Raw genomic sequence first — 20,419 nt, 5'->3', positions numbered from 1 at the left:
CATTTGTTCAACATTAAGAAGATTATCATTTATTTGTAAATGATAACTAGTATTTTTGTATACCTGAGGTAAAACAAAATAAAGAGGGGCTTCATTGTTATACAAAATATACCCATCCCCATGTTTTTGAAGTATGATAAAACATAAGTAGAACGCTTTCATTCTTGTATTACGACTACCATAAATTCAATTTCATTTTCAGGAGGCTCTTACCATTGTCTAAAACAACTCCAAATTATGCTGGATATCTTTTTGTACATTTTATTGGTGAACAACCCGACGGAGAGCAAGTTTATTTCTCCTATAGCGAAGATGGTCTTCACTGGAAGGACCTTCATGGCGGATTGCCTGTACTGTTTTCCGACCTTGGGGAAAAGGGGGTACGGGACCCGTTTCTGATTCGTTCGGTCAAGGAAAATAAATTTTATCTGATCGCTACGGATCTCCGCATTGCAAGTGACAAAGGATGGACTCATGCCGTTCACGCCGGGAGCCGTGATGTGATTGTGTGGGAATCTAGTAATCTTGTGAACTGGTCATCCCCATGGAACGTTACACTGGGTGTTGAAGGTGCGGGATGCGTCTGGGCACCCGAAGCGGTGTATGACGAAGCAGCAGAGGAGTTTCTCGTATTCTGGGCTTCTGCGACTCAGGAGTCTCATGAGAATGAACGAAAGCAAAAAATATACAGCGCCCGTACAAAAGACTTTCGTACGTTTTCTCCATCTGAAAAGTACATTGAACGGGCTAACCATATTATTGATACAACGATACTCCCTTCTGCCGGCTCTTACTATCGGTACTCCAAGGATGAAACAACTAAAAACATTCGAGTCGAAAAGGGAGCTTCACTCGATAAGGATGCGTTCGTTCCGCTTCAAGCTCCAGTACTGGAGGCCTTGGCAGGTGTTGAGGGACCACAGATTTTTAAATTCAATGATCGGGAGGAATGGTGCCTGATTGTTGATCGTTTTGCAGAAGGGAAAGGTTATCTTCCTCTCCTGACTACAGATCTGGGAAGCGGAGAATTCCGGATTGTACCTGAAGGTGATTTCAATATGGGAACGACTCAAAAGCGTCATGGGAGCGTCCTGCCAATCACAGCCGAGGAGTGCAGCCAACTGCTAGCGGTTTTTGGAGACGGCCATCAGGTGCTTCCTGGACAATATGCCGACCCTGATGTCGCATGGTTTGAGGATCGTTACTATATGTATCCGACAACAGATGGCTTCGATGGTTGGTCAGGAACACAGTTCAAAGTATTTTCTTCTCTTGACCTGAAGCATTGGCATGACGAAGGCGTTATACTCGATCTGGGAACAGATGATGTAGCCTGGGCAACCGGTAATGCTTGGGCACCTGCGATTGCCACCCGAAACGGGAAATTCTACTTTTATTTCTGTGGCAAAATGCTGAACGGCGAAAGTGCCATCGGCGTTGCTGTGGCGAATACACCGACTGGTCCATTTCTAGCCGAAGCGCAGCCTTTAATCACAATGGAGCAGTTGAAACGTCTGGGCATCTCCATGGGTCAGGCTATTGATCCTTCCATCTATGTCGAAGATGACGGGAGGACGTACCTGTTATTTGGCAATGGACATGCAGCGATTGTTGAGCTTGAAGATGATATGACAAGTGTAGTAGAGGAAACGATAAGCAATCTGGCAGGCTTGCATGACTTTCGTGAGGCTGTAACCGTTCTAAAGCATGGTGGACTATATCACTTTACGTGGTCCTGTGATGATACGGGCAGCGAAGACTATCATGTGAATTACGGTACGTCAGAGCAGCTATACGGTCCGATTACCTATCGATACCCGATCCTGAGCAAAAATGTCGAGAAGGGAATGCTGGGCACAGGTCATCACTGTATATTTAAAGAACCGGAAACCGGCCAATACCGAATTGCCTATCACCGTTTTGTCACGCCACTGTCCAGATTTTCCTCTGGAAAGGGATATCATCGCGAAATATGTATAGCTCCTTTATATTTCGGAACGGATGGGCTGTTGCAGCCGGTAATTCTCTAAATTGAAGTAAAGCCGAACAAATGTTGCTTTCAGTATCTTCATCAGTAACTACTCAATTTTTAAATAGGGAGTGTACGATTCGTACATTCCCTAAAAAATAAAACTTATTATAACCCGTATTCTTGAGTGATGTTTAAGAACCAAACATTGTATTTATATGCGGTTGTTGCAGCCAATCTTTCAGTGAAGTCAATTGAGGGGTGGAACAAATTACGCGATCTTTCCACGTCATAATAATTCAAGGAATCAATATTGGCTCCGATCCAACGATAGAAGCCCGCAATTCCAGTTCCTTGGATCTGTACGATTTAATGAATTGCAAAACTGGGGTCTACAGCATATGTAAGCATTGTGAACACAAGCAAACAACAATTAAAGTTGCGTTAAAAGCGACGCGTGAACAGGTTAGCCAGTAATGACTGGCGGCCTTTTTTGTCGTTTTACGATAGTGGTACATCAACTGGGAAAAACAGGTTCTTGATTTTCTTTCCCGATATGCAACTGAAACCGAGATTATGGTAGGCTGTAACTGCAAAAGAATTAAACGATATACGGAAGGGGACGATTTACTTGGATCAGGAACTTGCGGCTATGATCGCTATTGAATTCAAGAACAATCAGAAGGTGTTAAACGCAATCGGAGACGAGACCCGGCAAGCCATACTCATAGCCTTGATTCAAGGGCCGCAAAACCCCGGCATGCGTGTAGGCGAGATCAGGGTGAAAACCCACCTATCCCGACCTACCGTATCACATCATCTGAAAATATTAAAAGAATCCCAAATCATAAGCGTTCGTAAAAAAGGGACCCTCAATTATTACAGCCTGGACTCCGGAAGTAAGCTGAAATTGTTGAAAAACCTGGTGAACGAAATAGAGAAGGTATTTTCACAATGCGAAGAACAAGCATCGGAATAACGATTAGGAAAAACAGAGAGGGGAAGTTGTGAATGAATCAGATCGTCGAAACGGCAAACGGAGTGCACATTCCTCAACTTGGATTCGGCTTATATAAGATTAAAGACGGGCAGACCTTCGAGAGGACGGTTGAAGAGGCTATTCAAGTTGGTTATCGTCATTTCGATACGGCGAAAATTTACGGTAATGAAACGGCGCTAGGCCGGGTTATCCAAAAAAGCGGCATTCCCAGGGAGGAGTTTTTCATCACCTCCAAAGTGTGGACGACAGATTTGGGTTACCGTGCGACAAAAAAAGCGTTCGAGCAGACTTGCCGGAAGTTGAACGTAACGTATCTCGATATGTATTTGATTCATTTCGCCGGTCCACATTACGTGAATTCCTGGAAAGCGATGGAAGAGTTATACGACGAAGGTAAAATCAAAGCCATAGGTGTAGCCAATTTCGAAATTAGGCATCTGGAGCATCTCAAGAAGAATTCCCGGATATCGCCGATGGTAAATCAGGTCGAGACCCATCCGGAATTTCCGCAACACGAATTGCATGATTATATGGTTCGGAATCAGATTGTACATGAGGCTTGGGGCCCGTTGGGGCAGGGAAGCAAAGCACTGCTGGAGCATCCGGGGCTGGCCGCAATTGCCCTTCGTTATCAGAAGTCGGTTGCGCAAGTCATTTTGCGCTGGCATCTGCAACGCGGAATTATCATCATCCCCAAATCGTCCAATCCTCAAAGGATAAAAGAGAATAATGAAATATTTGATTTTGAACTGAATGAAAAGGACATGGAACAAATCCGACAGTTAGACACGGGAAAAAGATATTCCGTAAGTCCAAGTGGCTACATGGTAAACCCAATTTATGTAAAATTGATGAAGCAATTTATTCGCTGATAACTCGGTTAACGAGCAGGATAGTTTAATGATCGTGGAGAAATAGATGCCTTTTGAACGCCCAACAGAACATTATGATGAGCGAAATTCTAAAGCTGATGAAAGTGGAATCATGACGCTTCCTTCTAGGACTGGACTTGGAGACACTTAGTACCTTAACATAGATTGAGTGAGTCAATGATCGGTACAGTAATGTACCGTTTTTTTGTGTCCGGAGAGACTGTTTTATAAATAGTACCTGATAGAGGTGATCAAGCATGAGTGATTATTCGATAAACAAACCGTATACAAGCTCCCGATCTGATATCCAAAATGTTCTGCGTGATTCTCGTCTGCCTGCTTTGATCTGGGGCATTCTGATTTATTTTTCTGCATTGTACTCCCAGCTACCGATGTTGCCAACATGGTTTGAATTTATGATGTTTACAGCTCTCATTCTGGTTCACATTCTGCTGCATTGGTATGCCGGATACGTTGTCGATCGAAGACCCTGGATTTATTTTGTGACACAAGGATGTATTGTCTGGGGGTGTGCGTTATTCATGCCTAATGCTCATTCTCTCATCTTTGTAAGTCTATTGACGGCTTTGGCGGGTCAGAGTATTGGCGTGTACGCTCAACGGATGAAGGTGCTTCTGGTATGTACCTTTTACTGCACCTTGTTTTCTGTCTCCCTGGTTTGGCTCGGAACTACCGAGGATTTGCCATCTTCAGTACCATCGCTCTTCTTCATCATGTTTTTCGTAATCGGCTATGCTTCCTTGTTCTATAAACAAGTTCGTGCCAAATTGCGGAGCCAGTCGTTTTTACGTGAATTGGAACGAGCGCACAGGAAAGTGGAGGAGCTAACGATTGCCAATGAACGTCAACGGATGGCCCGTGATTTACATGATACCTTGGCACAAGGGGTGGCAGGCCTCATTATGCAGCTTGATGCCATGGATGCGCATATAGAGAACGATAATATCCATCGTGCCCACGAGATTGTTCGGCTGTCAAAAGCTCAAGCAAAGCGCACGCTTTCAGAGGCGAGAAGCGCAATTGATGACTTGCGTTCGTATCCTGCAGAGGTCATGGATATTTCTAAAGCGGTGAAAGAAGAGGCTGAGCATTTCTCACATATAACAGGCATTCGTACTGTCACTCAGTCATCGATACCCCATCCAGAGGTGCCGAAGTTGATCTTCGAACATAGTTTACATATCATCCGAGAATGCTTGGCTAATACAGCAAAATATGCTAATGCTACGAACGTGGAAGTCGTGGTTGCAGCACGCGAAAACGTCATCGAGCTAAGCATTACAGATGACGGAATAGGGTTCGATACTAATCTGATCGAGAAACAATCTGGCAGTTATGGTTTAATTGGCTTATATGAACGAACCCGAATTATGGGCGGGAAGATCGAAATTGAAAGTGGAAAGCAAGGAACACAAGTTTCTGTTCGAATCCCATTACAACAGGAGGACACCAACGTATGACAATCAAGATTCTTATCGTGGACGACCATTTCGTCGTTCGGGAGGGACTTAAGCTGATCCTGGAAACCAATCAAAGGTACGAGGTAGTTGCAGAAGCATCTAACGGTATAGAAGCGGTTCGACGGGTGGACACTTACAAACCGGACATTATCCTATTGGATTTAAACATGCCTGAAATGGGCGGCCTGGATACCATGACATCACTCAAAGCTAAAGGAATGGATATACCGGTCATTATTTTGACTACATATAACGAGGATGAAATGATGATCCGCGGGCTAGCGTTGGGTGCCAAAGGGTATTTGCTGAAGGACACGGGAAGAGAAATGATATTTCGTTCAATTGATGCAGCGATGCGTGGGGAAACGTTGCTATTACCGGAGATCAGCGAGAAAGTATTTGCTCACAAGACATCAGAAAAGGCAAAAGAGTCGTCCTCATCCAGGATATCTCTTACAGACAAAGAACTGATCGTGCTTCAAGCGATTGCCCGTGGCTCTCGAAGTAAAGAGATCGGCTTCGATATGGGAATATCCGAACGGACTGTAAAGACTCATCTAACCAGTATCTACAATAAATTAGGTGTGGATTCGAGACCGCAGGCTGTCGCCGTCGCGGTGGAACGTGGAATATTGCATTTATAATGGAACATTTATAGATTTGCCCGATCGTACACTTGGGTCTTGCCCTTTTGTACGATTTTTTATTTTTCTCCTCCGTTTATGATAGATGCATGAATACACATTGGAGGAATAATGATGAAAAAAAGACTGACAACGATTCTGGCCATGGTTCTCTCACTGACCATGCTCTCCGCCTGCGGCAGCACTAATAGCGGAACTTCCACACAGGAGGAAATTCCGAAACCTGAAAATAGCGTTGCTCCCGCACAGAATGAGTTTCCGAAACCGATGGGAAGTTATACGGTAGGGCGTACACAGATGGACTTTAAGTACACAGCATCAAACCATTCTGAAAGAGAACTAACGGCATTATTTTTCTATCCGTCCGACAGCAATCAGGGCAAGCCTACGGCAGAGTATGCATTTCCGGAGTTTCATTCACTGAGGGATGAGCTTTTGGTTAGATTAGGGGGCACGGCGGGTGGTGAGCAGCTTTTTGATTCCAATTTCAAGACGTGGTCTTACGACGATCTGGCCTTGTCTGAAAAGGAAAAACAATATCCAGTTTTATTCTTTGTTCATGGCGCAGGTGCTTACCCACAGCAGGGCACTTTGTTCGCTCAAGACCTGGCAAGCGCTGGCTATATTGTGGTATCCATCGGACATGCCGAAAGTGGTGTGTACAAACTTAAAGATGGACGAACGTTTGGTATGTCAGATAAATTTATGGACGAAGTAACGAAATACGGAATGGAAGCTGCCACCCTAACTCCACCTGAAATTGTGACTGAGAAGCTTGAGGAAGAAGAAGCTATTGAGATTGCTCGCAAATTAACTTCGGCGCCTGAAGCAGTCAAGTTTGCAAAATATGCCGTTTTACAGAGCGAGGATATTCGATATGTTGCAGATAACTTGTACAATATGAATACTGGTGACATTGAATCTATGTTTAAAGACAGATTGCAGCTTGATATCGGAATGGGTGTGTTCGGACATTCATTCGGAGGAACGACAGCGGCAATAGTTAGCCGTGACGATGACCGATTTGTCGGGGCTGTAAACCTTGACGGTAATATGTTAGGTGCCTTGGATAGCGATTTTAAGAAACCTTTCATGCAACTCAGCACCGTGCTTGCCTATAATACGAATGCATTTCTGCTTGAATCCAACAGCAAGGACACCTACTTTGCCATTATTGATAATGTAGTCCATGGTGACTTCTCCGATTCCTTGTTTACAACTACGGATAAAGCATCCAGAGGAACCCGGGACGCGATGGAACAGCGCAACATTATCACTTCTTATACAAAGGCGTTCTTTGATAAATATATGTTGAAAAAGGATACGGATATTGACAGCCTTACCTTTGACGGCGTAGAGATGATTAAGAAACCTTAAAAACCTTAGTATTGATTGGCCTGAGTTTCGGCAGGAAAGCATCCAATTCAAGGGGAAGTAACAAAAATAGAAAAAGTTAAATGAATGCTCAAAGAGTCTCTAATATTGTTATTAGAGACTCTTTTTTATATTAAAGGTATTCCAAGAGTTTGATCATATGTTGATAGGATTAGGCAAGTATTTAATATAATCGGGATAACGGTGCTGTACTTGTTTTCTGCATAATAGAACGGTGGATAGGAAAAAAATTGATCCAGAACAGTAATCACCATCGTTGTAAGGAGGATTACCTTGTACAGACGACTAATTAATTTGTTTGCAATCAAAGGTTATGGTTTATTTGTCATTTGTGTTCTATTAGTAGGCACAGGAATATCGATTACTTTGCCATACTTGGCTCTCTATTGCACTCAGGAATTGGGGATGAGCGCTGGGGCCTTCGGCGTTTTAACAGCTGTGAGTTCATTAACTGGGGTGATGGCAAACTCAATCATCGGTAAATATTCGGATCGCAAACAGGACCGAAAATTCATTATTATTTTAGCCACCGTTTCATCTGCTTTGGGCTACACTTCATATTTAGTGTTGGATAATTTCTTCATTTTGCTTGTAATCGTCAGTTTTTTTAGTGGTTTAGGGGCTGCCGCCATGCCTCAAATTTATGCTTACGCGCAAGAATCGGCAAGTGAAAGCAACTCGGATGACAAAACATTTGCAATGTCCACGCTGCGTACACTTGTATCTCTTGGATTCCTGATCGGTCCTCTAGTTGGAACCATCATTTTAGGAGTTGTTGGATACAAGGGACTCTTTTTGAGTACCTCAGCCATCTTTCTGATCATCGCATCTCTAGTGCTTGTGTTTTTACCCAGAAAAAAAGCAGTTAAAAAGAAAAGACCTGATCGTGCTGGCTCGCCATCCGTTAGCCGTCGGCAGATCTGGTTTCCTTCCATTGCCTTCATCTTATTATTTGCAGTCAACGCCATAAACGGGATTATCACGCCATTGTTAATCGTAAATGAACTCCATGGCACACCTACAGATGTTGGATTGGTGGTTAGTACTTGTGCAGGTTTGGAGATTCCCATTATGTTTGCACTAGGTGCTCTGGGCAGAAAGTTATCGAACCATTCATTGATGATTAGCGCCTGCTTTATTGCAATAATTTATAATGTTGTGTTAAGTGTGTCGACTAATTCCTGGCAGATTATTGTAGCCCAGCTATTGCAGGCCGTGTTCGTGGCCATTGTCATGGGTAACGGATTGAGCTATTTCACCGAGCTGCTTCCAAATTCACCCGGAATGTCAACAACGATCTATTACAACGGGTCCATTATTGGACGACTAGTTGGAAATTTAGGCGGCGGGATCATTGCTCAGTTTGCAGGGCTTCGTCTTGTTTATGCCGTATGTTTAATTATTGTCATGGTCTCATTCGTTATTTTGTGGACGATAAGACCTGGAAAAGGGATTGAGATATCTACCTAATTAACAAAATATAAGACGGCACGATTATAATTTAATAAAAGTCGAAAATCGGTAACCCGACACAGCATTGGAGTATACGCTCATCGGATGAAGGTACTTCTCGGCTACGCTTCTTTATTTTATCAATAGAAGTTCTTGTCCTACGACATGGACAAGAACTTCTACCAACACTAAATAGATAAACTGCCAGTAAAACATCCAATGTCATTGATGATCTATCCGTTTGTATGAAGCCCCAACAAGTGTTTTAGATTGTCGTCAATACATTGATTATCGGCACGATTAATTCCACGACCAGCAAAATGACCCCAGATTGATTGTATTGGTTTGAAAATAGCATTAGGTATGAGCTTAGCTTCATATTCATTATCATCTGCTGTGCAGAAGAGATCCGTGCTCCCCGGCATGATACAGGCAAGAGCTTTAATACTCTTCAGCGCCTGATCAAAATCCCCGTTATAGGAAGGATTGGCACTAATATCTGCGTGCTGGCCTGTCCATAACATAGCGAGTACATTATGCGGGTCCATATTCATAAAGCTACTTTCCCATACGCCAGCCACAAAATCTGACAAAGATTCAAACCCCATCTCACGATACAGCTCTTCTCTATAAAATGCATGCGATAGTCCCCAACCTGCATAGACTCGGCCAACAGCGCGCATGTCTTCAGAAGTCAGTTGGTCTAGTTTGCTAGTATCGAAGCCAACCACAGACAGTAGTGGAGCTTTTACACCGTCCATAACCACAGAGGTGTGAGGCCAAGTCTTGGCAATTCCCGCAAACGGTGCAATTCGTTCTACCATATCCGGATAACTCGCCCCCCATTGAAATGCTTGTATTCCCCCCATGGACCAACCCACAACGAGAGCTATTTTTTGAATTCCGAACTTTTCGGTCAACAGCCGATGCTGTAATCTAACGTTGTCGTAGATGGTTACCTGCGGAAAATGAGCACGATCGAATGGGGGAGGTGTGTTCGTGGGAGATGAAGATAAGCCATTGCCCAGTAAATTCGGAATGATAATAAAATATTTCTCCGGATCCAGTGCCATTCCCTTACCGATCAACCACTCATTCTGAACATGCTGGTCACCAAAAGCAGTTGGATAGACAATGACATTGTCTTTCTGTTTATTTAATTTTCCATAAGTCTTGTAAGCAAGAAAAGCATTGGGCAAGGTAACTTCTGATTGCAATGTTACATCACCTAAATTAAAAATTTCATAATCCATCGTATGATCGCTCCCTTCAAATGAAATCACCCACGTTCAATGTGTGACTTCTTGTGCTTAGTATAGAGCTGTGGTACTTTTAACAAAAGTGAACAGAATTCATACTAGCCATCAATAATATTGAAAGTGAGAAGGGGATCCAACGTGGAATTACGTCAACTAAATACGTTTCGCACAGTTGCTTCAACACTAAATTTCACTCGTGCTGCGGAGGTGCTGAATTACGTTCCCTCTAATGTCACGATGCAAATTAAAGCATTGGAGGATGAGCTTGGTGTTCGTCTCTTTGATCGTTTAGGTAAACATCTCGCGCTCACATCTGCGGGTAAGCGCTTTTTAACTCATGTCCAGGAAGTTCTGGACAAGCTGGACGAAGCTCGCAGTGACGTTCATGACAATGAAAATCTAACCGGTACTTTGACGATAAGTGCCAATGAGGTAGTGTGTGCCTATAGACTTCCAGCTGTTTTTCAACGGTTCCGTTCGCAGCACCCGGGAGTTCGTCTGATCTTCCGTTCTGTTCCAAATCAGGAGCTCAAGCAAAGACTATTTGAGGGAACTGCAGATGTCGTCTATATGCTGGATGAACCCATTCGCTCAACTGGACTTTCCGTGGAGACATTATCAGAAGAGAACTTCCGTTTGTTCGCTGCTCCAGAACATCGACTTGCCAAAGAGGCCGTACTGCAGTTGGAAGATTTCCACGGAGAAGTGTTCCTGACAAATGAAAAGGGCTGCCCCTATAGAACTATGTTTGACCGTTCATTTGAGAAAGAGGGCATTGACAGCATTACATATTTAGAGTTTCAAAGTGCTGAAGCCATTAAGCAATGTGCAATTTCGGGTATCGGTATTGCCTTTCTTCCTGATCTTGTCACGAAAGCCGAAGTTGAACGGGGAGAACTGGTTGTCCTGCCATGGCAAGTTCCAGACTTGCATGTATATACACAGATGTTGTGGCATAAAGACAAGTGGCTGTCACCGATTATTTTATCTTTTATAGAAACAACGAGGGAAGTATATGCTATACAGGAGGAGATTAAGTAAAAGAAACCTTATAGAAAAAATGGAGACGATGAATACATGAAGTAGGTTTCAGTACAACAGATTCGAGCTCATGAATCATACTTGTTACCCACATAATGAAAAGAGTGGATATGTGTTTTGGTGAGCTCGATCACGTTCTTAATAAATGACTCGCGTGACTCACGATATCCGCTTAATATCCAATTGTTCAGTAGTCCAAAAAAACCGTAAGCGGTATAGTACTTGAAATAATCCATGTTAACTGGGGAGTTGTTGATCGTCTCGAAGACAAATTGCTCCTCATAGATTTTGAGTATGGTTTGTGGAAAGCCTGTATGTAGACCGGGTAACGTATCATCGAACTGAATCAGTTCGAAGAAGTCACGATGTTCGTAGATGTAATCCACGATTTGAAAAGACTCGGCATCCAGCTTGTTTGTTAAGACCTTTTGACCATGCCAATAGGGTTTACCCACCGCGCCCCTCAATCCTTCGAGTGTCATACTCAGCAATTCTTCACCGAGAAGGTATTTATCCTGGTAGTGTAAATAAAACGTGCTACGATTATAGCCCGCCTGATCAACGATGTCCTTGACAGATACACCATGGAATCCTTTTTTCTTAATGAGCTGAATCAGAGCCGTTTTTAGGTGCTCTTTGGTTCGATTACGGTGTTGAGATGTCACAATAAGTTCATTATTCATTCAAAAAAACTCCTATAAATATAGACATATTTTTATAAAGTGTCTACAAGGTAGACACTTGGTGATATCTTAATGATTGGATTGTTACAATTTTAAGCATAGAATTAGTTTTGTAAACGTCACATAGCACATATTCAATTGAAGTGCTATTCAAAATATTATACTGGGGGATTTATTCATGGGCAAACTTCAAGATAAAGTTGCAGTCATCACAGGAGGAGCATCCGGGATTGGTGCAGCGACAGCTCGCTTATTCGTTTCCGAAGGAGCTAAAGTGGTCTTGGTGGATCTGAATGAAGAAAAAGGCAAGGCGTTCGAACAGGAACTGAAAGCGCTTAAATCAGAGGCTCTCTTCATCAAAGCAAACATAACGAGTGAAGAAGAGGTTGCTGAGATTTTCAAACAAACCATAGCAGCATTCGGTAAAGTGGATATCGTATTCAACAATGCAGGAATCGGACGTGTGCATCCGACGCATGAGCTTGACTACGCCGAATGGCGCAATACAGTCAATGTTGACCTGGACGGCGTATTCTTGGTCGCTCGTGAATCGATCCGCGAAATGCTCAAAATTGGCGGAGGCACCATCGTCAATACAGCTTCCATGTACGGATGGGTTGGCTCGCCTGGTTCTGCAGCCTACAATGCAGCTAAAGGCGGCGTCGTGAATCTGACTCGTTCCCTTGCGCTGGAATATGCTGAGCAAAATATTCGGGTGAACTCCCTTTGCCCAGGCTTCATCGACACACCGATTATCCCGGAAGAGAGCAAACAAGCACTTTCTGCGGCAACTCCAATGAAACGTTTGGGTCAAGCAGATGAAATGGCGAAAGCCGTTCTGTTCCTAGCTAGCGACGATTCTTCATATATGACAGGAAATAGTCTGATCGTAGACGGAGGATACACCGCTCAATAAGAGCAGCAGTTCTCAAAGTACAAGAACATAGTCCCATTGAAAGTCGCTATTATTATAGCGGCTTTTTTTATTTTATCGGAAAAAGTGTAACTCCCGAACAAAGACAACTAGCAAACAGCGAGTTTGGCTATTCATAATAAATGGCCTCATATGGAAACTCTAGCTTATTCATGCGATATTCTTTGGGAGACATGGACATATATTGCCGAAAAACTTTGCCGAAATAGCTGGGACTCTCAAAGCCGCATTGTTGGCCAATCTGGGAAATCGGAAGTTCGGTCGTGCGGAGTAGTCGGATTGCAACTTCAATCCGTCTATCTTTGAGATAGGCTAGCGGTGAAGTTTTCTCGGATTTCTGAAATAACCTGCACAAGTAGTGTTTATTGATATCGCAATGGCTGGCTAGCAGATCCAGCGTCAAAGGGGAGGCATAATTCTCTCGGATAAACTTTTTACATTTCTCGATCGTTGTTATGGAAAGGGCACCGATATCCCTTTCCGCATCCCGACTTGTCTGCACCAAGATGAGCAACCACCGATAGACTTGCATGGACAATCGATACTTGTCCGTAACTTTATCCTGATGGATCAATTGAATAATTTGCCATAACTCTTGAATCAATGGAGAATCCGCGTTTCGTAGAATGACATGCCCCTCATTATCATGGATCATATCCCAAATTCGATTGGCTTCATCCCCGCGAATATTTATCCAAATAAATTCCCAGGGTTCGTTATTCTCTTGCTTATAGTAGTAGCAATGTTCTCCTGCAATTTTAACAAGTAGTGCATGTCCCTTTGGTAAAGGAATCGTTTGATTGTTAATATCCAGATAACCCTGGCCATTGAGCGTGTATTGAAAAACAACGTGCCCCGGGTCCGGTCTATTGTCACTGGGACAACGATATTCCTCGCTTGAGACGATCTGCCATCCAATAGAGTCTAGTGTCATGATTGATGTATCGTCATTGCGAAAAGCATAAGAGACCGTATGAACCATCTTTCATCCCCTTCCTAAAAAAGTCAATTATATTATATAATACGTCACATTTTTTAGATTGTCTGTCTTTTTTTAGACCTGTAAGATAAATGTAAGCGGTAACATACAAAGGGAGGTGACTGTAGTTTGTGTTATTTGGCAACAAGCAGGGCAGATCGAACTGATGATTCTAAAAAATATTTTTTAGATAAGGAGGACTTAATCCAATGAACCGAAGAAATGGTTCCATCCAGAAATCGATACTTGTATCTTTATTAGCGTTCCTTATGGTTATTTCACTGGTCATCCCCCCGGCGCCAGCGCGTGCAGAGTCATCAAGCAGCCTGCCAGGTCGCCAAGGAGAATATCTTAACCGGGGTCTGGTTGCGGTTCTTGTAGACAACGGTGTTTTTTTAAGCTGGAGGTATTTGAACAATGATCCGGATGATATCGCTTTTAATATATATAAAAACGGAACCAAAGTGAACACGTCGCCCATAAGCGATGTGACGAACTATGTGGACACCACCGGTTTCGACAGCTCACAATATCAGATCTCCACCGTTATTGCAGGCAAAGAGCAAATGCAGCCGGAGGTTGTATCGGTCTGGCATAACGATTATCTGCCTATTCCGCTCGATAAACCGGCTGATGGCCGGACCAAGGACGGCGGAACATACTCCTATTATGCAGGAGATGCTTCCGTAGCTGACTTGGATGGGGATGGCGAATATGAAATTGTCTTCCTGTGGAGTCCGAGCAATTCCAAGGACAATTCGCAGGCCGGTTATACGGGCAATGTCTATATCGATGCCATCAAACTGGATGGCACGAAGCTATGGAGGATTGACCTGGGAGTCAACATCCGCGCCGGAGCGCATTATACGCAGTTAATGGTATATGACCTTGATGGCAACGGAAAGGCTGAGGTTGTTGTCAAGACGGCGGACGGCACGAAGGACGGCCAAGGTACGGTCATTGGTGACGGAACGAAGGATTATCGCAACGAAGGCGGATACATACTGTCAGGGCCGGAATATCTCACGTTGTTTGATGGTGAGACCGGAGCGGCCGTATCCACCGTGGACTATGATCCGCCAAGAGGCAACGTCAGTGATTGGGGCGACGGCTACGGTAACCGTGTAGACCGGTTCCTTGGCGCCATCGCTTATCTGGACGGCACGAAGCCAAGTGTCGTGATGAGCCGGGGTTATTATACCCGCACAGTACTTGTTGCTTATGATTATGTTGGTGGGGAACTCGTCAAGCGCTGGACGTTCGACACGAACGAAGCAGGATCACAATATCAATCACAGGGCAACCATAATCTAAGTGTGCTGGATGCCGACAATGACGGCAAGGACGAAATCATGTTTGGCGCCTTGGCCATTGACGATGACGGCAGCTTGCTGTACAGCACTGGACTCGGCCACGGTGACGCCATGCACGCCGGCCAGCTCGATCCGAACCGGGAGGGCTACCAGGTCGTCAGTGTGCACGAGCATTCGGATGCGGCATACGGGCTGGAGATGCGCGATGCGGCAACAGGTGAAATCCTCTGGGGTGAAAAAACAGGTTTTGACACCGGTCGCGGGATGTCAGCGGACATTGATCCGAACTATCCGGGCTACGAATCATGGGCCACAACCATTACCAACGGGCAAAGTGTCCCTGTAACCAATACCTACTCAGCTGCTGGAGAAGCTATCTACACTGCCGAAGAAGGACCAAAAACCGCAAACTTTGCGATCTGGTGGGATGGGGATCTTCAGCGGGAGCTGTTTGACCATGAGTGGGATAACAGTACAGCCAAAGGAATTCCACTCATTTATAAATGGGATTATGAAAACAAAAAGTTGGATGAAATCTTCCGAGCAACCGGTACGTTAACGAACAACCATACCAAAGGAAATCCGGCGCTTCAGGCGGATATTCTGGGTGACTGGCGTGAGGAACTCTTGCTGCGGAGCGAAGATAGTTCAGAGTATCGTCTTTATACGACGACCATTCCTACAGACTATCGCATCCCTACGCTGATGCAGGACCCTGTGTATCGACTTGGCGTAGCCTGGCAAAATGTAGCCTATAACCAGCCGCCTCATACCGGCTTTTATCTTGGAGCAGAAGCTACCACATTCCCTAAAGCCGATCTGACTCTGACCCGCGAAGCAGAAATGCCTGAGCCGGTTTACCGCTTTGATTTTGGTACAGAGACAGCTTCAGGAAATACCGCTATACAAGATACGTTATACACACAAGAGACGGGATACGGCTTCAAGGATACAAGCGGTGTTACCGTAGGAGAAAATGAGGTTTCGGTCGCGACAGGCACGACATTTGCTGTTGACCTGCCCAACGCCAACTATAAGGTGACGCTACGATTGGGCAATGATGCGCATAACTCGAATGTCGGGGTCAAATCCGAATTCGTTCAGAAGCTCGCCGTAACCAATGTGACAGCGGGAACACCGCTCGAATATTCCTATGATGTTGCATTAGTGGATGGACAGCTCGATCTTCTCTTCACGGGTACAGCCATAGACATCCAAGACGTCATCATCCAGAAATATCCAGAGAAAGTAGCCGGTGCGGCAACGACGATCTATATGGCCGGTGATTCAACCATGCAATCGTACAGTGAAATGCAAGCCCCTCAAGAAGGATGGGGGCAACAGTTCGGACGGTATTTCTCCAATGGGGCAGTGATCGTGAACGATGCGATTGGTGGTCGAAGCAGCAAATCGTTTATGGTAGACGGTCGTTTGGATACGATCCTGCAACGAATTAAGCCGGGGGACTTCTTCTTCATTTCCTTTGGTCATAACGACGCCAGTGCAGGGATACCGGACCGGTATGCATCCCCTGAGGACTATAAGATCTACTTAACTCGTTATGTAAACGGTGCCAAACAGCGCGGCGCTACACCGGTATTGCTCACTCCGGTTGGACGCAGAGATTTCAACACAGTGACTCAGGAATTCAACGTCAGCTTCCCGGCATACGTGCAGGCTGCCAAAGAAGTAGCGGAGGAGCTTGATGTGCCGCTGGTTGATCTCAGCAAATTAAGTATTGCGTACTACGACAAAATTGGTAATACAGCTACAGAAAAAGTATTCCTGTATGCTAATCCGGGTGAATATCCAAAATACCCGAATGGGATCAACGATAATACCCATTTCAGCAGCTACGGTGCCCAGAAAATTGCCGGACTCGTTGCTGGTGCAGTCAAAGACATGGAGCTGAGCATTTCATCACTGGTCATTGACCCGGATATTTCCGAGCCAGAACCAGAGCCGGAAGCCCAACTATATGAGGAGGACTTTGAAGGCGACGCTGCTGATTACCAATATGCGATGGTCAATGCCACGGGTATTGCAGGAACCATGACGGGAACTGTTGTTGACCAGTCCGGAAATAAGGTACTGTCCGTGGCGGGTTCCGGATCGGGCAATCGGGCCAAGGTATTCCGTCTGTTCGATGCCGTAAATGGCGACCAGGTGAACGTGAACTTTGACTGGCAATCCGGTAATGTGAGTGCCTATCCATCAGAAGGTCATCTCACGGTCCAGGATTCGAACGAAAATGCCCTTTTCACGCTGTTTACGAAAACCGGAAGCACCAAAATTCATTATTTTGTCGGTGCATATAATCCAGATTACGGCACAGGGGATACGGCTATACCCGAAGGGGGAACGGCTACAGATATTTCCAAGAACCAGTGGGTCAATGTGGATGCAACCGTTAATTTTGCTGAGAAAACATTGGATCTGACATTAACGAACCTAGCGGATCCGACAGTTACACAAACGATTGCAGATATCTCACTGAGTTCCGGCGCATATGCGGACAACGTCAGATCCATGCGATTCCTGGGAACGAGAAAAGGCGGTGGAGGCACGTTGAACTGGACTACCCAGATCGATAACGTGCGGATTGAAGGCACTCAGCTCTCTTCAGAGAGTGGCGATCAGACGGCCTTAATCGCTCTGTACGATGAGATCAAAGCAATTGATCTGTCGGAATATACAGATGCATCGAAGGCCGTGGTGAACCGGGCTTTGGCAGCTGCGGAAGCTATATTCAATACGGAAGCCACCCAAGCTCAAGTTGACCATGCGTTGAACATGTTAACAGTTGCGAAGGATTCATTGACAAGTGAACCAGGCGAAGAGATTAACGAATATAATTTTGACTTTGGTTCTGGGGGTGCAGCCGACGGATACATCAAAGTAGATGCCAAAAGAGCATACATCGAAGGCAACGGGTATGGCTTTGCTGATACTGCGCTGACCAAAGATGAGAACCGGGAAACCGGAGATTTGCTCAAGGAAGATTTCACACGAGTAAACGGTACCTCTTTCCTCGTGGAAATGGAGCCGGCGAATTACCGGGTAACGATGACCATCGGGGATGCGGAGGAATCGACCAGCGCGAATGTCGTTGTAGAGCAGATGACCAAACTGCCGCTTACAAGCATTGCCAAGGGTGAATTCAAAGAAATCACGTATGACATTGCCCTGATCGATGGGGTATTTAACTTCAACTTCACCGGAAATGCGCCGAAGATCAATGCGCTGAAGCTGGAGCGTCTGCCAGATCATAGTGCAAGCGATAAACCTGTTATTTATTTGGCCAGCGATTCCACCGTGGCTAATTACGCGGAGAACTATCGTCCGCAAGCGGGCTGGGGCGAAACGTTAGATGGATATTTTGATCCAAATGAAGTTAGTATTGATAACCGGGCAGTTGGAGGTTTGAGCAGCAAGACCTTCTTGGTCGGTGGATATCTCAACGATATTTTACTCGACATTCATGAAGGCGATTATCTGTTCATGCAGTGGTCTCATAACGACTCCACACCTTCACGTCCAGAGCGTTATCTTACGCCCGAGCAGTTCAAGGTATATCTGAAAGAATACATTGACGGTGCTCTGCAGAGAGGTGCGATTCCGGTTCTGGTCACGCCAGTGAACCGTCGTGATTTTACCGGAGAGGTGCTGAACAAGAGCTTCCCGGAATACGTACAGGCGATGAAAGAAACGGCGCAGGAAACGGAAACGCTCATCATTGATCTGAACCAAGCCAGTTGGGATCATTTCCAGGAGCTTGGCACAGAAGGAACCAAATCAATATTCATGTGGGTAGGTACAACCGAAGACAATACACATTTGCAGATGAATGGTGCAATCAAGGTGTCTGAACTCGTAGCACGCCTTGTGAAGGAATTGAATGTACCGCTATCTGATTTTGTTACGCTGGAAGGGGAATCTCCCGAGCAGGAAGCCCCGCATACTACGGCAACTGTGGAAGGAGAATCGCAGAACGATTGGTATACTTCTCCAGTTCAAGTAACCTTCACAGCAAGCGATGAAAATTCCGAAATTGAAGGGACCTATTATCAAATTAATGGTGGCGAAACGGTGAGTGGCACACAGTTGACCCTAACTGAAGAAGGTACACATACCATCACCTACTGGAGTGTCGATGTTGATGGTAACAAAGAGAGTGAACAGTCTTTGTCCATATCCATTGATCTCGTACCTCCAACCATTGAAATTCAAGGTCAAACCGAGTACACCATTGATCAGCAGGTGGAAATTGGCTATACAGCCTCCGATTCGGTATCCGGTGTAGAAGAACCAGAGGGTGTGCTTCTCGATACTCCTGCGTATACACTGGAACCCGGACTGAACAAGGTTACGGCAACTGTCTCCGATTTGGCTGGTTGGGAACAGACGGTAGAATATAGTTTTGGCGTTGTTGCTACATTCGACAGCCTAATTAATCTGACCAACACCTTTGCTGATGAATCGATCGATCCTAATGCCGGCGTTCTTGCTGATCAGCTTGCAAACACTTTACAACAGGCCAAACAGGCAGCAAACAATCTTGAAGGAGCAAAAGCGCGTCAACTGCTTGCATCCTACGGTAATGACGTTCAAGCAGCTAGAGGAACCGTATTCACGGATGAGCAGGCAAGTGTGCTGCTTAAATGGGAGGAATGGCTCCATCAAGCAACACCACTAGCGAACGGGGCCCCTGGAACTCCTGTGCTGTCTGACAATAACGGTTATGACACAGGGCTCAAAGACGGCGACTACACGATCACCATGAATCTGTGGTGGGGCAATAACGGCAATCAGTTCAAACTGTATGAGAACGGTGAATTGATTAAGGATATTTCTCTGGTTGATCAATCGCCATCCGCACAGTCTGTCAAAGTGGATATTACTGGACAGAAAAATGGCACCTATATCTATACCGGGGAATTGATCAATGCACTCGGTACAACCATAAGTGTACCGCTGACAGTTATCGTCACAGATGCTTCCCCAGGGCAAGCCGTTCTGTCGAACGACAACTGGGACGGTGACGGCAACTTCAATGTCACCATGAATCTGTGGTGGGGAACGAATGCAACTGAATATGAACTGTACGAAAATGATGTATTGATCGACACACAATCGCTGCAATCACATACGCCTGGTGCACAGTCTGCTGTTACCGCAATCTCTGGAAGGGCACCTGGAATCTACGAGTATGAAGCTGTACTCCGCAATTCTTCAGGGGAAACCAGATCATACAAATTAAATGTGACGGTACGAGAGTAGACTGAGATGTTTAAGGCATTCCATTAACAATTAGTGATTAGAATTGAAGAACGGTAAGTAATCAAAAGTGCTATTCCTCAAATGATGAGGAGTAGCACTTTTATCGTTCCTTCATGG

Annotated in this window: 13 protein-coding genes; 10 read left to right on the top strand and 3 right to left on the bottom strand. The window is 45.1% G+C overall.

All coding sequences use genetic code 11. From position 1 onward, the window contains the following. Window positions 1-215 precede the first annotated feature (215 nt). The 7 genes from HF638_RS05330 (at window position 216) to HF638_RS05300 (ending at window position 8,831) form a co-directional block, all read left to right on the top strand. A complete protein-coding gene (locus HF638_RS05330) occupies window positions 216-2,030 on the top strand; it encodes a glycoside hydrolase family 43 protein (protein ID WP_169479258.1) in 1,815 nt (604 codons plus the stop codon). Window positions 2,031-2,621: 591 nt separating this feature from the next. Next, entirely contained in the window at window positions 2,622-2,948 is a 327-nt protein-coding gene (locus HF638_RS05325; RefSeq protein ID WP_169479654.1) for an ArsR/SmtB family transcription factor, read from the top strand. A gap of 32 nt (window positions 2,949-2,980) precedes the next feature. Further along, window positions 2,981-3,841: an aldo/keto reductase gene (locus tag HF638_RS05320; RefSeq protein WP_169479257.1), complete on the top strand. Its 861-nt coding sequence runs from the start codon at window positions 2,981-2,983 to the stop codon at window positions 3,839-3,841. A gap of 257 nt (window positions 3,842-4,098) precedes the next feature. After that, a complete protein-coding gene (locus tag HF638_RS05315) occupies window positions 4,099-5,322 on the top strand; it encodes a sensor histidine kinase (protein ID WP_169479256.1) in 1,224 nt (407 codons plus the stop codon). After that, window positions 5,319-5,966, top strand: a complete 648-nt coding sequence (locus HF638_RS05310) for a response regulator (protein ID WP_169479255.1) — start codon at window positions 5,319-5,321, stop codon at window positions 5,964-5,966. The genes HF638_RS05315 and HF638_RS05310 overlap by 4 nt, the downstream gene beginning before the upstream one ends. A 114-nt stretch (window positions 5,967-6,080) precedes the next feature. Beyond that, window positions 6,081-7,343, top strand: coding sequence for an alpha/beta hydrolase (locus tag HF638_RS05305; RefSeq protein WP_248278040.1), 1,263 nt, complete (start codon window positions 6,081-6,083; stop codon window positions 7,341-7,343). A gap of 291 nt (window positions 7,344-7,634) precedes the next feature. Next, window positions 7,635-8,831 carry a sugar efflux transporter gene (locus HF638_RS05300; protein ID WP_169479254.1) on the top strand — a complete coding sequence of 399 codons (1,197 nt, stop codon included), beginning with the start codon at window positions 7,635-7,637 and terminating at the stop codon, window positions 8,829-8,831. Window positions 8,832-9,046: 215 nt separating this feature from the next. Here HF638_RS05300 and HF638_RS05295 read toward each other — a convergent pair whose 3' ends face one another. Next, window positions 9,047-10,066: an alpha/beta fold hydrolase gene (locus HF638_RS05295; protein ID WP_169479253.1), complete on the bottom strand. Its 1,020-nt coding sequence runs from the start codon at window positions 10,064-10,066 to the stop codon at window positions 9,047-9,049. Between the two features lie 144 nt (window positions 10,067-10,210). Between HF638_RS05295 and HF638_RS05290 the strand changes: the two genes are divergently transcribed. After that, window positions 10,211-11,113, top strand: a complete 903-nt coding sequence (locus tag HF638_RS05290; protein WP_169479252.1) for a LysR substrate-binding domain-containing protein — start codon at window positions 10,211-10,213, stop codon at window positions 11,111-11,113. Between the two features lie 68 nt (window positions 11,114-11,181). On the opposite strand, the gene HF638_RS05285 is transcribed toward HF638_RS05290, so the two are convergent. Next, window positions 11,182-11,796 carry a TetR/AcrR family transcriptional regulator gene (locus HF638_RS05285; RefSeq protein WP_169479251.1) on the bottom strand — a complete coding sequence of 205 codons (615 nt, stop codon included), beginning with the start codon at window positions 11,794-11,796 and terminating at the stop codon, window positions 11,182-11,184. A gap of 178 nt (window positions 11,797-11,974) precedes the next feature. Here HF638_RS05285 and HF638_RS05280 point away from each other — a divergent pair, with 178 nt between their 5' ends. After that, entirely contained in the window at window positions 11,975-12,712 is a 738-nt protein-coding gene (locus HF638_RS05280) for an SDR family NAD(P)-dependent oxidoreductase (protein ID WP_169479250.1), read from the top strand. Window positions 12,713-12,839: 127 nt separating this feature from the next. Here HF638_RS05280 and HF638_RS05275 read toward each other — a convergent pair whose 3' ends face one another. Continuing rightward, the gene (locus HF638_RS05275; protein ID WP_169479249.1) at window positions 12,840-13,712 is read right to left on the bottom strand and encodes an AraC family transcriptional regulator; all 873 of its coding nucleotides are present in this window, start codon (window positions 13,710-13,712) and stop codon (window positions 12,840-12,842) included. A gap of 206 nt (window positions 13,713-13,918) precedes the next feature. On the opposite strand from HF638_RS05275, the gene HF638_RS05270 reads away from it, so the two are divergent. Then, entirely contained in the window at window positions 13,919-20,302 is a 6,384-nt protein-coding gene (locus HF638_RS05270) for a rhamnogalacturonan lyase family protein (RefSeq protein WP_169479248.1), read from the top strand. The last annotated feature ends 117 nt before the right edge of the window (window positions 20,303-20,419 follow it).

It is taken from the genome of Paenibacillus sp. SZ31 (genome assembly GCF_012912005.1).
Classification (GTDB): Bacteria; Bacillota; Bacilli; order Paenibacillales; family Paenibacillaceae; genus Paenibacillus.
This window is presented reverse-complemented; position numbering and strand designations above follow the sequence as displayed.